The organism is Peribacillus sp. NPDC060253 (genome assembly GCF_042727425.1).
GTDB lineage: Bacteria > Bacillota > Bacilli > Bacillales > DSM-1321 > Peribacillus.
In genome coordinates, this window is record NZ_JBHXAS010000023.1 from 17,309 (window position 1) to 31,919 (window position 14,611).

Consider the following 14,611-nt stretch of genomic DNA (forward strand, 5'->3'; position numbering starts at 1 on the left):
TCCACGTGCGAATTGAAGCTATTATCGCTACGATTTGGATCATTACAACCTATACCAGAACGGTGTTTACTACTGCTTTAGGAATGATTATGATCTTTCTTTCAATCATTATTTTTCCAACGGTCCAGGTATCTGGAGAGTTCAATAATAATATTTGGTTATTCTTTGCATCGACTTTTGGTCTGATCATGCCTTTATTATTGCTTATTATAGGTAAACTTAAAAACACAATGAATAAACGAACTTAAATAGCTATCTATGAATCCGATACTGGTAAGTCCAAAAACAACATGGCTGTTTTTTCTTAAGCCTAAAATGATTAAACGGGAGTTCAAAGCATAAAAAAACGACTATCATAAAGATGGTCGTTTTTTATGGTCATTTAAATATGATGGATATGATTTTATCCGTCGTCATCTCGCTATCTACCTCATATGTTCCTGGACGTAATCCGTTGGCCTTGCCTTTTTTCTCAACCTCGTCAGAAAATTCATTGGCATTCTTGATGACTTTTGCTTTTTGAAGTGTTTTGCCTACATCGATGCTTGTCGAGCCTTTAGATACTTTCAGAACTGTACGGTAGATGATTTTTTCAGTTGGTTCTTTTTCTTTTTCTGTTTCTTTTTCGGCTTCCGCCTTATCTTTAATAGATTGCTCTTCTGCTATCTGATCTTCCCATTCTTTTTCAGAATGAATAACATACCCTTTCGAAGCCAGAGACTCTTTCATATCATCTTCCGATAGTTTCTCTGATGTGCCGGTCGCTTCACCTGGTCCAAAGAAGTATACTGCACCGCACAATCCAGCGGCAACAATAAGACCCCCTGCAAAGCTGCGCATTGATTTAGATGTCATTGGCAACATTTCTCCTTTCATTCTTCGTTACTATGTAAGGAGTAAGCAAGCGTTCTATTTCATTTTCCGGCTGTTTTGTTTTCAACGCGATGCTTTCAAAAGAATAGCCCCGCTTATGTAAGTCGAGTACTTCACGCAACAAGTTCCGCTTTTCGGAAGACATGGCAAGTATGCCCGACTCTTGCACCGTAATTTCAGCATCTATCTCGATGTTCCTGATTTTTTCATGTAATACATTCATTTCATCTCCAAAATTGCTAGCAAGCATTTCCAATTGACTGTCCACTTTCATTGAATCCTTTTTAATAAACGACAAAATGAACAGTAAAACTGCTGCACCAAATAAAATGACTAGAGCCCATTCCATCATTCTATGTCCCTCCTTAATCTTTGTATCTATAATCTCGCTTTCTAATTATATATTGATTTGCACCAAAACTCGATTTAAAAGAACAAAATATTACGATAGTCATGTATTTATGACAAAAAAAGGCGAGAGTTGGCTATCCTTCAATAATTATAATGGTAAAACACATATTAACACCTTCCATTTTAATACTATTTTACCATTATCAAATGATGAATCAAAGCTTTGTTAATATATTTTGATCATGTAATAATCCTGCATATAAAATTTCCACAACATGAGGGAATAGAGGTTTTTCATCATTAACAGCTTTTTTTTCATCGTTTGCTCGTTTCTTCACGTTCATTTTCACTTTTCCTCTTAGCGGAATTCCCACCTGAAGTATATTAAATGACAAATGCCCTTCAAAACGATAAGATATATACTATTAGGTTCCTTTCCTGTTTCATTAAATAGGTGTGATTTTATCGTGCACCATACTTATTGAATGCATGCAAGATAATAAGGAGGAAACAATGAATATAAAAATAAATAAGATACCGCGCTTCATGCAAGCCGAAATGGAACAGCTTCAATCAAAATTATCTCCCTTGTTGAAAAAAAATATGAAATACAGACTTTTATCAACTGTGATGATAGGTTTTTCCATCATTAATCTTTTTTTCCTTTTATTTAAGGGCGAATCATTACCCATCTCGAAAATTGCTCTTGGAATTTATGCATTGGTAGGAGCTGTTGGGTTTGCTCTCTTAAAAGAAAATAAACACAATCAAAAAGAAATAGTGAAAATGAGCCAAAAATATATGTTGGAAAGAATGAAAAAAAGTAACTATTTAACAGATGCCAGGAAAAGTAATTACTATAAAAGGGTAAATGATCAGCCGCTTTTTGCCATGAATGTTTTTTTTGAGTTTCTCTCTGAAGAACAACAAAGGATGAACAGAACCTCACACGAGGAATAAATGCAAAAGGAAGTTCGTAAATTACTATACCCGTTGGAATCAGCCAACGATTAGCGCTTAAAAAAATATAAGATAAAAAACACCCCAACCCGTTGGAATCGGTTACCTGCCGATTCAAACGGGTTGGTTGTGTAGCCTTTGAAACTGTCTACTTAACGAGGTAAAACTACTTTACGATAGATCCTTTCCAAAAAAGTAATTAGTCTTGGAGGTTCTTATCAATAAGTTCGTGAAAATAGACTGCAGCATGTTCGGTCGGAGAAAAGATACCATTTGTAAATGCCTGGGAACTCAATCCTTTTTGCAATTTTTCCACCAGGTCAAAATCTTCCTGCCTTACTTGATCAACAAATTTAAAATATTCTTCTTTTTCTTTTGTTGTGATTTCATTGAGGGAGTAATCACGATAAATACCTAGTGATGTCTCTGCATCAACAGGAACTACTTGAATGGTGTTCACATTCCCGTCTCCTGGATAAACGTTAATCATCATATTTGGCCAAATCCAATAAAAGCGCGCTTGGTCACCTTCAGCATTCTTGCTCGCTGCCATATATTGATAGGTGAATTTGTCGTGTGTCGTTGTGCAAAAGTTCGATATATCAAAAGATTTTGCAAAGCCAGGATGGGCAATAGAACAATGATCACATTCAAGGTAGTTGTCAACAACAGCTTTCCAATTAGCTTTAACTTCACGCCGAGTTTCCCTAACTAGTTTTAGAGAATCAAAGAAGGGATACTCTTTCATTCCCTCTAAAAATTCCTGATATACTTCTGCCAGAGAAGCGGCATTTTGGTCCAGATTGACAAAAACCATAGCATTCTGAACTTCTAAGCGAATGGATTTCATACAGCTGTGTTCTCCCAGTTCATTCGTTTTAAAATTAGGAGCCCTATTTACATTTCCATCTAATTTGAACGTCCATCCATGGTATCCACATTGTAAAACTTTTTTATTTCCTTTGTCAGAGTTTTCTACTTTCATTCCGCGATGAGGACAAATATTGTAGAAAGCACGCAGTTCACCATCAGTACCGTGAGAAACGATAATAGGCTCACCTGCGATATCCAATGTCAAGAAATCGCCTACTTTTTCAAGTTGGCTGGTATGCCCGACTAATATCCAATTTTTACTGAAAATCTTTTTTCTTTCTTCATTAAATACTTCTGGATCGACATAACTTGAATATGGTAGTGTAGGGCTGAACTGTACATTTTCTTTAATTGACATATTGAAAGTCCCTCCTGATAATTATCTGATTTTTTTCAATAAAACCGCTTCGTACAATTTTTATTCTAGTTATACCCGATCCATATAGACTGTCTTGACTTCTGTATAGAATTCAACTGCACTCTTCCCTTGTTCACGGCTGCCTGCACTTGAATTTTTACATCCGCCAAATGGCATTTGCGGTTCAGTTCCTGCTGTTTCCGAATTGACATGGACAAGACCCACTTCTACATCCTCAATAAATCTTTGAGCCGCCGTTAAATTATTCGTGCAAATTGCTGCGCTCAATCCATATTCGGTATCATTCGCCATCTTAACTGCTTCCTCATAATTTTCTGCCTTAAAAAGTGCGATGACTGGTCCAAAGATTTCTTCACGTGCAATGCGGGCATGTTGAGCAACATTTTCAAAGATAGTCGGTCGTACATAAAAACCGTTCGCCAATTCCTCTTCAGTCGGAATCTCTCCTCCACACAATAGCGTTGCTTCTGATTTCCCAACATCAATCATTTCAAGCACGCCATCGCGTTGTGATCTAGATACAGCCGGACCAATATATGTTTCTTCGTTGAGAGGGTCGCCCACTTTTAATTCTTTCGTACGAGCTACAAGACGGTCACGGAATGCTTCATAAATTCCTTCTTCGACAATCACCCTGCTAGTGGCTGTGCATTTTTGCCCAGTGGACTTAAAAGCTCCACCTACAGCAATTTCCACTGCTTTATCTAGATCAGCATCAGCTAGTACGACGAGCGGGTTTTTCCCTCCCATTTCCACTTGCACTTTCTTCCCATGTTCAATGGCTTGTTTTTGAATTTGCTGACCTACTTGATTCGAACCGGTAAAAGATATAGCCTTCACATCCGGATGTTCCACTAATTCAGCACCAATGACGGAACCCCTTCCGAATACACAATTAATGACTCCAGCCGGAAGACCCGCTTCATCCAATGCTTTTATCACATGATAAACTGACTTAGGTGTAAGGTCAGCCGGTTTAATTACGACTGTATTCCCATAAATAAGGGCCGGTGCCAGTTTCCACACAGGGATGGCAATTGGAAAGTTCCATGGTGTAATCAAACCAACCGGACCGAGCGGAGTACGAGTTGTGTACAAAAATGTATTGGCATTCGCTGAAGGAATTACTTCTCCAAGTGGCTGCCGGGCTTCAGCAGCATAATATTCAAGAATGCTAGCAGCTCGATTGGCTTCCCCCATCCCTTCCAAGAATGTTTTTCCTTCTTCCTTTATCAAATCCCGACCTACTTCCTGCATATTCTTTTTCAAAATATCAGCTGCTTTCTGCAAGTATGAAGCCCTTTGCTGAAACGATAGTTTTTTCCAAGCAGGAAATGAATTTTTTGCGGCAGCCACTGCATCATGTAAATCTGCGGCCGCACTAGATGGAAATTCCCCTAAATTTTCTCCATTATGGGGACTAAGGTTTTCCTTATACTCCCCAGTAGTTGGTTCTTTCCATTTTCCATTAATATAATTTAAATAACGCATACGATTTCCTCCCACATTCTATTGATGGTAGATTTTCTTTATGGTTGCACTTTGTCTGCATATGAACAATATTTTCTATTGAACGAAATCATTGGGCGGTTCATTTGATAAGACCGGAACCTCTATTTTCCTTCTCGTATATCTAAAATAGTAAAATATATAGCTAGCAACGACGAAACCTAATCCCCAATACAACGAATTACGCTGTGTCGGGTCATAAGCGGTGAAAACGAAAATACCTAGACACATAAGAATGCAGAGAATCGGGACAAATGGGAAGAAAGGTACTCTATACTTCAGATCTTCAATCTTTCCGCCTTCTCTGATATATTGCTTACGGAATCTGTACTGTGCCAACGCAATTGCTATCCAAGTAAGTAATCCTCCAACCCCGCTTATAGACAGTAACACAACAAATAACGTTTCTTCTGCTACTACACTAGTAAGTAACGACAGCAAGGCAAAGACCATGCTGATAAGTAAGGCGTTAATTGGTATACCACGCCGATTGAGCTTTCCAAATGAAGCATGCGCCATACCGTTTTGAGAAAGGGAGAAAAGGATCCTCGTACATGCAAACAGACCCGTGTTCCCAACAGAAAGGACTGCCGTCAAAATTACGAAATTCATAATGTCGGCAGCATAAGGGATGCCTACCATTTCAAACACAGTAACAAATGGGCTTTCCATCACCCCAACTTCTTGCCACGGAACGATAGCCGACAAGACAAAGATTGCTAGTACATAAAATAGCAACACACGTATTACGATATTTCGAATCGCTCTCGGAATGCTCTGTTGCGGGTTTTCCGTCTCTCCTGCTGCAACCCCCATGATTTCTGATCCCTGAAATGCATATACGACCGTCATCATCGATACAAACACACCTGTGAACCCTGTAGGGAATAGTCCATCACCTATAAAGTTAGAAAAAAACGGAGCAGGCTTTGCATCCATATGAATCAATCCAAACATCGCTGCCGCACCGATAATGATGAACAGAATAACGGCAAGTACTTTAATCCCTGAGAACCAGTACTCTGTTTCTGCGAAACTTCTTGTTGTTAACGCATTAATACTGAACAAAAGGACGGTAAATATCGTGCACCAAACCCATACTGGTATATCAGGAAACCATCTAGTCATGAGCAAACCAGCCGCTACAAATTCCAGGCCTACGTATAGAGCCCAGCTCAGCCAGTAAATCCATCCAATGACAAATCCAGTGGCGGGTCCAATAAATTTCGTTGCATGGACCTGAAAGGAACCGGACACCGGCATCACTACCGATAATTCACCGAGACATATCATCGCCAAGTACATTAATAAACCACCGACCAAATAGGCAATAATCGCTCCTGCGGGTCCGGCTTCCCCGATTGCATAACCTGATCCCAGGAAAAGGCCTGTTCCAATTACCCCACCTAAGGAGAGCATAAATAAATGTCTGCTCTTCATTGATCGCTGTAATTCTTTTGGCTGATTTTCAGGTACTGTTTGCATGAATACCCTCCGTTTCTAATCGAATACCTGGCCTATACACCTTTAATTAACACAAGATAACGAGAGTTGCCATTATTCTGAAATCAAAGCACATCATTGTGCAGATAACGCTTCGGAAGGCTCCCCATATTCTAGCAAGTCGCCTATTGTTGGTTTAAATATTTCATAAGCTACTTCTCTTTGAGATTTATTTTGGTTTTTTGCCTCTGTAAACAATTGATACGTATTTTTTCTACATAGTTTTTCAATATCATCAACTACAGCTTGTGGGTTTGGTTTAACTAGTCCGAAAATAATCACATCATAAAATCTTATCGCCCCCAGATTGGCTACAAAATCATTGACAAGATCAATTCCTCTTTGTTTTATGATTTCGTCCCCCTCAGGAGAAAGGGGAATGTTTGCCGCTTCCACAATCAAGCTTGCTTTTACGCTATTAGCATTGGAACTGTGGATGACATCTTCGAGTGCGGACGGAATTAAAATGTCGCAATCTATATCGAGCCATTCCGTGTTCGATCTTACATCATAATGCGGTTCAAAAAATGCTTTATCCATTTCTCCGTACAAATTCTTGTGATCAATAAGCTTTTGGACATCTAATCCTTCTTCACACGTTACTAAAAGGGCTGCATCAGAAATTCCAACCACTTTATAACCTAACTGGCACATTTTCAATGCGCAGCTTGCTCCTACACATCCGAATCCTTGAATGACAACTCTCGCTTCATCTTTTCCGTTTTTAAATTTCCATGCTTCATCTGCGGAAAATGCTACACCGTAGCCCGTAACGACATCGTTTAAAAACAACCCGTCAATTTTTGTCGTCAACAGTTCATCGAAGTCTTTTATCCCTTGCAGAACATTCGGGTTTTGCTTCATTGATTTCGTAAGAGGGATATCAATACCAAATTCTTTAAATATTTTGAGCACATCGTCATATTTGGTACCTAAATCACTGCCTAAAGATACCCCGATGTCTATATAAGGCATCATCGCAATTAGAAATCTTCTTAATACTGCATACGCGTCTGGCGCTTTATAATCATAGGCAATTCCCGCTTTACAACCGCCAGTCGTCTCAGACTCACAAGCTACATACTTATAAGCCATCGCCTCAGCTAACCTTTCTACCTCTTCTCTTGTAACCGTTGGATGCATTCTCGTACCGCCGCCTGCGTAGCCTTTCACAAAATTATGAACGACCAGCCAGCCTTTTGCATCTGTTTCCGTATCGTTCCATTCGACAACTAAATATGGTTTTAACATCTTTGAAACCTCCCCAAAACCTTCCTTTTATTCGTTCCTACTACCTTCTAATGCAAACAATACCTAAGCATTTATGCCGGCTACTATTTGTTGGACACGAGCTTTTCGTGTACTTCTTTCTTGTCTTGGCCTACAGAAAGAATCTTTGGATTGACTGTAACCTCGATAACAGCCGGAAGCCCTGAAGCAATCGCCCTTTGCAGCGCTGGCGCAAATTCACTATTTTTTTCAACCTTTTCACCATGCGCTCCAAATAAGCGGGCCAATTCGGCAAAATTAGGATTGGACAAGTCCGTTCCAACGACCCGATTTGGAAAATGCCTTTCTTGATGTGCACGAATTGTTCCGTAAATATTGTTGTTCACAACAATGGATATGATCGGAATTTTATATCGTACAGCCGTTTCAATCTCCTGGAGAGTCATCATAAAGCCGCCATCTCCTGAAAAAGAAACCACATGTTTGTGAGGCTGCGCCAGTTTTGCCCCTATTGCCGCAGGCAGTCCATATCCCATGGCCCCCGATGTTGGCCCCACATAAGTATTTTCATGTTCAAAGCGATAATATCTCGATAGCCATCCAAAAAAGTTGCCTGCATCATTTGTAATAATGGTATCCTTTGGAAGACTGGCAGCAATGTCATGCATGAATCCGTCCATGTCCACGAAATCTTCTGTGTAGTCGGGCTTCGTTTCAGAAAATTCCATATATTTATCGTGCAATTCTTTTACATTATCTTCATTTGAAATAGAAGAATCTGAACCTTGCGCTTGCACCGCTTGTTCTAAGAAACTCTTGGCATCGGCTTCAATGGCAAGAGAAGGAGCATACACTTTACCAAAAGTATCGGGACAAATATCCACATGGATCAGTTTTGTATGTTTAGAAAGCAAGGTGTAATCTTGTGTTCCTACTTGAGAGAATCTCGTCCCTAACGCCAAAACAACATCTGCGTCTCGGATTGCATCAAGTAAATATTGAGGTGTCCCAAACCCAAGCCATCCTGCATAGCAAGGGTGGGAATTCGGAAACGCGTCGAATCGGCGGAAAGCGGTTACAACAGGTAGTTTCATTGCCCCGGCAAACTGTACAAGCAGCCTGTTAGACCTAGCATGAATCACACCGCCACCAGCAATCAATACGGGGCGCTTCGCGTTTCGTAACGTCTCTATAGCCTGCTTCACATCTTCCATATGTGGTTGAGGAGGAAGCGAGCGATAAGAATGATTGATGCTCAACTCTGCCTCATCCTCTAACATGTCATGCGGCAAAGACACTAATACAGGGCCCGGACGTCCCGACCGTGCCATATGAAACGCCCGTTGCAATAATTCCGGGATCCTTTCGACACGATCGATTTCTACCGTCCATTTACATAAATGACTGAAAAAGCCCGTCAAATTTACTTCCTGAAATGCTTCCTTTTCTTTAAAAGGGCGTTCAACCTGCCCAATAAGCGCAACCAAAGGGGTTGAATCTTGAGCAGCAGTATGGATACCGATAGCTAAGTTTGTCGCACCCACTCCACGTGTTGCCATGCAAACTCCTACCTCACCAGAAGCCTTCGCATACCCTTCTGCCATAAAAGAGGCACCACCCTCATGCCTGGCAGAAATAAGTTCTATTTCAGAATGTTGATATAGTGCGTCCATTACACTAAGATAGCTTTCACCTGGTACACAAAAAGCTTTTTTTACCCCTTCTTTAGCCATTACTTCTACGACCGCTCTTCCTCCATTAACTTTCATAATCAAGCCTCCCGCTTTCAAAAACGTGTTTTTGTTCTAGTAATTTATGTTTATATGAATATTGAACTCATTTTTACTATTATTTAACAAGTTTCCCCATACCCGAAACTTGTTCACCATCTTCTTCCACATGGATTGAAGTTTTTCTTGTCACAGCACTAACCCCCAAAGTTACTGCAATGTTTATAAGTAATACAGCTAACCCCACATCAAGATCCTGTACTGCTTGCGGTAGTGATGGAAATAATGTGGCAAGTGTCGTACCTGAAGTAGTCGAGTATATGACAAGCAGAATTCCCACAATCATGCCGACAAAAGCTCCTTGAACGGTAACGGGATTCTTTTTCCACAGACTGAAAAAAAGAGCTGGGAACAACTGTGCCATGAAACTATATGCCATAAGATACAACGTAAAAATTGACTCCCCGCCATTGAACGTAAAGTATAGAGTCACTATAGAAATGACCGGTACTAACATCCTGCTCAAACTCCGAAGTTGTTCATCTGATGTATTTGGTTTCCACACCTTATATACATTTTTTGAAAGTATCGTGGCCGTAGCCGTCAACACGAGTGAACTAGGTATTAGGGCGGCCATCGCCCCAGATGCTCCAATCACTCCAACAAACCAGGGATCGAATGACATCTTCGCCATTTTAAATAAAGCCAAGTCTGCTTCTGCTCCCTGTAAATTCGGAACTTGAAGTATCGCAGAAAAACCAATAAAAAGCGAAAAAATGATGATTACTTGATAAATTGGCATAATCCCAGCATTCCAACGAAGTGATTTTGGACTTTTTGCAGAGAACACTCCCGCTAACATATGAGGAAACATATAGAAGGCAAGTGCCGTCATAATCGTAGCGGAAATGAACCAAGAGATACTCATTCCTTGTTCAGGGAATATCAATAATCCTTGTTTTGCTGTATCGATTGCTTCAAACATCGGCTGCAAACCACCGTAATAATGAAGTGGAAAATAAATCCCCATAAAGACGACAACTGCCAAAATCATGATATCTTTAATGACGGCCGTCCATGCTACACCATGCATTCCTGAAGCCGTTACATAAATTGTGATTGCAATTACACTTACAACTATAGCCACATTAGGAGAGATGGAGCCATAGGAGGCTTCCGATACGATTATTCCTAACCCTTTCAACTGCATAATCAGATAAGGAATAATTGAAATAACGCTAATTACCGCCACAAGAATACCTAAAGCCGGACTATTGTACTTTTTGTCATAAAAATCAGATTGAGATATGACATTGTTTTTTTTGGCATACCTCCAAATTGGCGGCAACAGCCAATAGGCGATTACAAAATAGAAGCAATTGAAAGCGTATAAGGCAGGAGGCATACCGGATCTATAAGCTCCGCCGCTGGCCCCCAGAAACGTATATGTCGTAAACATTTCACCTGCAATCAAAAAGAAGAGCAAAAAGCTGCCGAAACCTCTTCCACCTATAGCCCATTGTTCCAAACTCATATTTTTACCTTTTCGTGCTTGAAGTCCTAACCAAATACACAGAACGAGAAAGAAAGAGATAACAAGCAGGGCTGCATTCATCAGTCTTCTTCCTCCTTAGTTGCAGGATCAAGTTTATTAGCAATCATCAAAAATACAGATGTAAGACATACCCATAATATGGCCCAAAAAAGAACAAATGGCATTCCTAAAACATAAGGTTCAATTCGATTGATAACAAAAAGCGAGCCGAGTGCTGGTATCACACTTATCACATAGATCATTTTCTTCATTTGTTCACCATCCTTATCAACAAATGCCAACCTGAACTTTTTAATACCTTGCTATTTTAAAAAACATACGTGTACTTACATTGACACCCCTTTAGTTAAGGGCTCATTTACAGCCCAATTCGGTTTTACACCAGTAAGAACTTGTTCCACTTGCATGGCAGCATGTACAGCCATCCGTATCGAACCTTCCTTCGTCAATGCCGCATTATGAGGACTGACAATCACATTATCCAATTTAAAAAGAGGATTCCATTTATCAGGAGGCTCAACTTCAAACACGTCTATTCCAGCGCCGGCAATTTTGCCCGCTTGCAAAGCATTTACTAAATCACTTTCCTTCACTACACCGCCCCTGGAAGCGTTTACAAAATAGGAAGAAGGTTTCATCCAGGTAAACTCACGGCTTCCGATTATACCCTTCGTTGTTTTCGTTAACGGCAGATGCAGACTTATAACATCAGAGTTTCTGAATAACCATTCTAAATCTGTTACTATCTCTAATTCCGAGTCCATGCCGGCTGTAACATAGGGGTCGTAGCCAATTACTTTCATATCGAAGCCTTTCGAAGCCTTTTTGGCCAGTATTCTGCCGATTCTACCTAGTCCAATAATCCCCAAAGTCTTGCCTTCCAAGTCCATGCCAAAAAGTTGATTACGGATAGCAAAATTCCCACTGCGCAGCTCTTTATCAGCCAAGTTTAAGTTTTTGGACAATGATAAAATCAATGCCATTACATGTTCAGCTACAGCATTCGCATTTGCCTCTGGCGTATTTGTTACATAAATGCCACGTTCTGTAGCTGCTTCGATATCAATATTGTCCAAGCCCACTCCATACTTAGCGATTACTTTGAGGTTTTCAGCTGCTTGAATAACATCTTTATTTATTACAGCCGTCGATCTCGTTAATACTGCATCACAATCCTTGATTTCTTCGATTAGAATTTCTTGCGCCAGGTCAGACCCTACTTTAATCTTATAGCCTCTTTCCACTAAATAACTTTTGCCCTCTTTCTCAATATCTTGTGGAATATACACTAAATGACTCACATGCCCACCACCCTTTCTTGTTAACCCGGAAGGATAAATCTTTCCTACTCCTTTGTATATATACAATAATTGTGCCAACATAAAAAACATCAGTATTATCCAAGAAACAAGCCTTTTCGTTCTTAATCAAGACATAAATGAAGTTAACAAATTGTTTCAAAATGAATTAATTTGTTTCTTTATGTTTCAATTTGTTTCAATATGTAAATTTTTCATCTTTCTCCATAAAGTCGTGCGACTCATCCCTAACTCAGAGGCAGCTTTTCCCTTATTATAATTAACCCTTATTAACGTTTGAACAATTCTTTCACGCTCGGATAAATGTATCCCAGGCGACATCCCGCTTTCTTCCTCTTGTTTCAACACTATTTTCTTTTTACTATTATTCGGAAAAAACATTTCGATATCGTACACATCAATTAACTTGTCTTTATAAAGAACGCTTAATCGCTCACAAAAATTTTGCAATTGGCGAATATTCCCTTCCCAGTTCTCTTCACTCAGCTTTTTCTTGGCAGCATCCGTAATCTTAATTTGTTTTTGATCCGAATGACCTTTCTGAATAAAAGCATTCACCAATAACGGAATATCCTCCCTGCGTTCCCGAAGTGGAGGCAATAAAAGGTCCAGTACACTCAAGCGATAATACAGATCTTCGCGAAAGTCATTACTTTTGACCATTTGCATGAGGTCTTTGTTCGTTGCCGACACAATTCTCACATCAACCGGAATTACTTTATCATCGCCAATGCGCATAATTTCCCGCTCTTGCAGGACACGGAGCAGCCGGCTTTGCATTTTTGGGGAGATTTCCCCTATTTCATCCAAAAAGATGGTACCTCTATGAGCAAGTTCAAAAAATCCTTGCTTTCCGCCTTTCATAGCACCCGTGAAAGCTCCTTCTGCATATCCGAAGAGCTCACTTTCCAATAAATTTTCGGGAAGCGCCGCGCAATTAATGGCTACAAACGGTTTATTTTTCCGGCTGCTATGATTATGTATGCTTTGGGCGAATATTTCCTTGCCCGTTCCGGTTTCTCCAATTATAAGAATGTTTGAATCTACTTCACTATAATGTTGAGCTGTTTCAATCGTCCGCTTAATTTCGGGACCCCGATACAATATATCATCAAATGTGTACTTAGCCACATGTCCGCGTAAATGTAACTTCCGATAGAATTTCCCTTCCATTTCCTGAATGCGTGTAACATCTTGAAAGGCGACCATATCCCCCACTTTTTTACCTTTTAAAAATATCCCAACTTTTTTTACCGATAATTGAATAGATTGGTAAGCAACGATATCTTTTTCGTATTCATCGTCACTTAAAAACATATCACGAAATTTTCCATGCTTTATTATTTCATATATAGAATTTCCAATTAAGTTCCCCTTGGAAATGGATAATATCTCCTGAGCCGCCGTATTAAATACAGATATTTGCCCTTTTAAATCTATAGCAATAACCCCTTCATAGGCATAATTAAGAATCGTTTGATAGCGCTTGGTCTTCTCCTGTTCCCTTCTACTGACAAGAGCTACTCTTTTCGCCTCGATCAACGCCTGCCGAAATGATTCCTTTCCAGTATTAACGAGAATGGCTCCCAATCCTATCTCTTCAGCATATTTACAGGTACTTAAACCACTTAGCACCACCTCACAGCCATCACTGACCGCTAAATCTACTAAACTGGCGGAGGACTCGATATCATTTAATATATAGGACTGGATTGGCAAATCAACGATATCAGAAAGGTTTTCCACGCCATAAATCATATTTAACGCTCCAATAACGGCCACTTTTTTACTGCCAAAACGTGCCTTGCAATCATACAGACAACGAATGAGATCTATACCTTGTACAGGTATATCAACGATAGGAATTAATTCATTGCATTCCTTTAAAAGCTTCGTGATTAATCCCCGTGAGATGACTACATCAGCATCAAGCTTCAGCTTCACAATCTGATCAGCATCCACAACTACCTCCTCTAACACAAACTTCACTGAACCATCATCATTATTTTCCGCTTCTTCCAATTGGTTGAATTCCTCAAATCTTTCAAAAGCGTCCGTTATATACCCTTTTCGAGGAACAACGAGTTTAATTTTTATCAAAGCACACACCTCAAAATCATATAGGTTTATTGGATATTATCTACTAGCATTAAACATGGACTTGAAATAATCGAGATAGCTAAGAATGGCAAGCAAAATTTTCAATCATATGAAAATTAAATGGCTTGCTATCCTGATTACCAATTGGCACTTTCCAAAAAAATTAATCGTCCGCAATTTATTTAGATATTTCATTTATGAAAAATCTCTTTTGAAAAATAAAAAACCC

Annotated in this window: 14 protein-coding genes; 2 read left to right on the plus strand and 12 right to left on the minus strand. The window is 39.7% G+C overall.

The genetic code is table 11. The annotated features are described in order from the left end of the window. The first annotated feature begins 5 nt into the window (after window positions 1–5). On the plus strand, window positions 6–248 hold the full coding sequence (locus tag ACFWE9_RS08565; protein WP_230157071.1) for a hypothetical protein: 243 nt from the start codon (window positions 6–8) through the stop codon (window positions 246–248). A gap of 130 nt (window positions 249–378) precedes the next feature. Here ACFWE9_RS08565 and ACFWE9_RS08570 read toward each other — a convergent pair whose 3' ends face one another. The 3 genes from ACFWE9_RS08570 to ACFWE9_RS08580 form a co-directional block, all read right to left on the minus strand. Continuing rightward, window positions 379–855: a hypothetical protein gene (locus ACFWE9_RS08570; protein WP_377356442.1), complete on the minus strand. Its 477-nt coding sequence runs from the start codon at window positions 853–855 to the stop codon at window positions 379–381. Then, complete coding sequence (locus tag ACFWE9_RS08575; protein ID WP_230157069.1) at window positions 845–1,225, minus strand: endonuclease Q family protein; 381 nt, start codon at window positions 1,223–1,225, stop codon at window positions 845–847. Before ACFWE9_RS08575 ends, ACFWE9_RS08570 begins: the two co-directional genes overlap by 11 nt. A 214-nt stretch (window positions 1,226–1,439) precedes the next feature. Further along, complete coding sequence (locus tag ACFWE9_RS08580) at window positions 1,440–1,568, minus strand: hypothetical protein (protein WP_290370541.1); 129 nt, start codon at window positions 1,566–1,568, stop codon at window positions 1,440–1,442. A 169-nt stretch (window positions 1,569–1,737) separates the two neighbouring features. Here ACFWE9_RS08580 and ACFWE9_RS08585 point away from each other — a divergent pair, with 169 nt between their 5' ends. Further along, window positions 1,738–2,184: a DUF5392 family protein gene (locus tag ACFWE9_RS08585; protein ID WP_230157068.1), complete on the plus strand. Its 447-nt coding sequence runs from the start codon at window positions 1,738–1,740 to the stop codon at window positions 2,182–2,184. Window positions 2,185–2,383: 199 nt separating this feature from the next. Here the strand turns inward: ACFWE9_RS08585 and ACFWE9_RS08590 are convergent, their stop codons facing one another. The 9 genes from ACFWE9_RS08590 to ACFWE9_RS08630 all read right to left on the minus strand — a co-directional run bounded on the left by ACFWE9_RS08590 (window position 2,384) and on the right by ACFWE9_RS08630 (window position 14,382). Further along, window positions 2,384–3,415 (minus strand): aromatic ring-hydroxylating oxygenase subunit alpha, encoded by a 1,032-nt coding sequence (locus ACFWE9_RS08590; protein WP_230157067.1) that lies wholly within the window; start codon window positions 3,413–3,415, stop codon window positions 2,384–2,386. 69 nt (window positions 3,416–3,484) lie between these two features. Then, a complete protein-coding gene (locus ACFWE9_RS08595; RefSeq protein WP_230157066.1) occupies window positions 3,485–4,927 on the minus strand; it encodes an aldehyde dehydrogenase family protein in 1,443 nt (480 codons plus the stop codon). Between the two features lie 75 nt (window positions 4,928–5,002). Further along, window positions 5,003–6,430 (minus strand): amino acid permease, encoded by a 1,428-nt coding sequence (locus ACFWE9_RS08600; protein ID WP_377356445.1) that lies wholly within the window; start codon window positions 6,428–6,430, stop codon window positions 5,003–5,005. Between the two features lie 93 nt (window positions 6,431–6,523). Then, a complete protein-coding gene (locus ACFWE9_RS08605) occupies window positions 6,524–7,699 on the minus strand; it encodes a Glu/Leu/Phe/Val family dehydrogenase (RefSeq protein ID WP_230157062.1) in 1,176 nt (391 codons plus the stop codon). An 83-nt stretch (window positions 7,700–7,782) separates the two neighbouring features. Beyond that, window positions 7,783–9,447, minus strand: coding sequence for a thiamine pyrophosphate-dependent enzyme (locus tag ACFWE9_RS08610; protein WP_230157060.1), 1,665 nt, complete (start codon window positions 9,445–9,447; stop codon window positions 7,783–7,785). A 79-nt stretch (window positions 9,448–9,526) separates the two neighbouring features. Further along, window positions 9,527–11,023: a sodium:solute symporter family protein gene (locus ACFWE9_RS08615; protein ID WP_377356448.1), complete on the minus strand. Its 1,497-nt coding sequence runs from the start codon at window positions 11,021–11,023 to the stop codon at window positions 9,527–9,529. Next, window positions 11,023–11,205 carry a DUF3311 domain-containing protein gene (locus tag ACFWE9_RS08620; protein ID WP_377356472.1) on the minus strand — a complete coding sequence of 61 codons (183 nt, stop codon included), beginning with the start codon at window positions 11,203–11,205 and terminating at the stop codon, window positions 11,023–11,025. Before ACFWE9_RS08620 ends, ACFWE9_RS08615 begins: the two co-directional genes overlap by 1 nt. Window positions 11,206–11,289: 84 nt before the next feature. After that, a complete protein-coding gene (locus ACFWE9_RS08625; RefSeq protein ID WP_230157054.1) occupies window positions 11,290–12,264 on the minus strand; it encodes a hydroxyacid dehydrogenase in 975 nt (324 codons plus the stop codon). 186 nt (window positions 12,265–12,450) lie between these two features. Next, entirely contained in the window at window positions 12,451–14,382 is a 1,932-nt protein-coding gene (locus ACFWE9_RS08630; protein WP_230157053.1) for a sigma 54-interacting transcriptional regulator, read from the minus strand. Between the last annotated feature and the right edge of the window lie 229 nt (window positions 14,383–14,611).

Coding starts and splice junctions, on each gene's coding strand:
- ACFWE9_RS08585 (WP_230157068.1), top strand. CDS start 1,738: ATGAATATAAAAATAAATAAGATACCGCGCTTCATGCAAGCCGAAATG.
- ACFWE9_RS08605 (WP_230157062.1), bottom strand. CDS start 7,699: ATGTTAAAACCATATTTAGTTGTCGAATGGAACGATACGGAAACAGAT.
- ACFWE9_RS08575 (WP_230157069.1), bottom strand. CDS start 1,225: ATGATGGAATGGGCTCTAGTCATTTTATTTGGTGCAGCAGTTTTACTG.
- ACFWE9_RS08570 (WP_377356442.1), bottom strand. CDS start 855: ATGACATCTAAATCAATGCGCAGCTTTGCAGGGGGTCTTATTGTTGCC.
- ACFWE9_RS08600 (WP_377356445.1), bottom strand. CDS start 6,430: ATGCAAACAGTACCTGAAAATCAGCCAAAAGAATTACAGCGATCAATG.
- ACFWE9_RS08615 (WP_377356448.1), bottom strand. CDS start 11,023: ATGAATGCAGCCCTGCTTGTTATCTCTTTCTTTCTCGTTCTGTGTATT.
- ACFWE9_RS08590 (WP_230157067.1), bottom strand. CDS start 3,415: ATGTCAATTAAAGAAAATGTACAGTTCAGCCCTACACTACCATATTCA.
- ACFWE9_RS08595 (WP_230157066.1), bottom strand. CDS start 4,927: ATGCGTTATTTAAATTATATTAATGGAAAATGGAAAGAACCAACTACT.
- ACFWE9_RS08610 (WP_230157060.1), bottom strand. CDS start 9,447: ATGAAAGTTAATGGAGGAAGAGCGGTCGTAGAAGTAATGGCTAAAGAA.
- ACFWE9_RS08580 (WP_290370541.1), bottom strand. CDS start 1,568: ATGAACGTGAAGAAACGAGCAAACGATGAAAAAAAAGCTGTTAATGAT.
- ACFWE9_RS08620 (WP_377356472.1), bottom strand. CDS start 11,205: ATGATCTATGTGATAAGTGTGATACCAGCACTCGGCTCGCTTTTTGTT.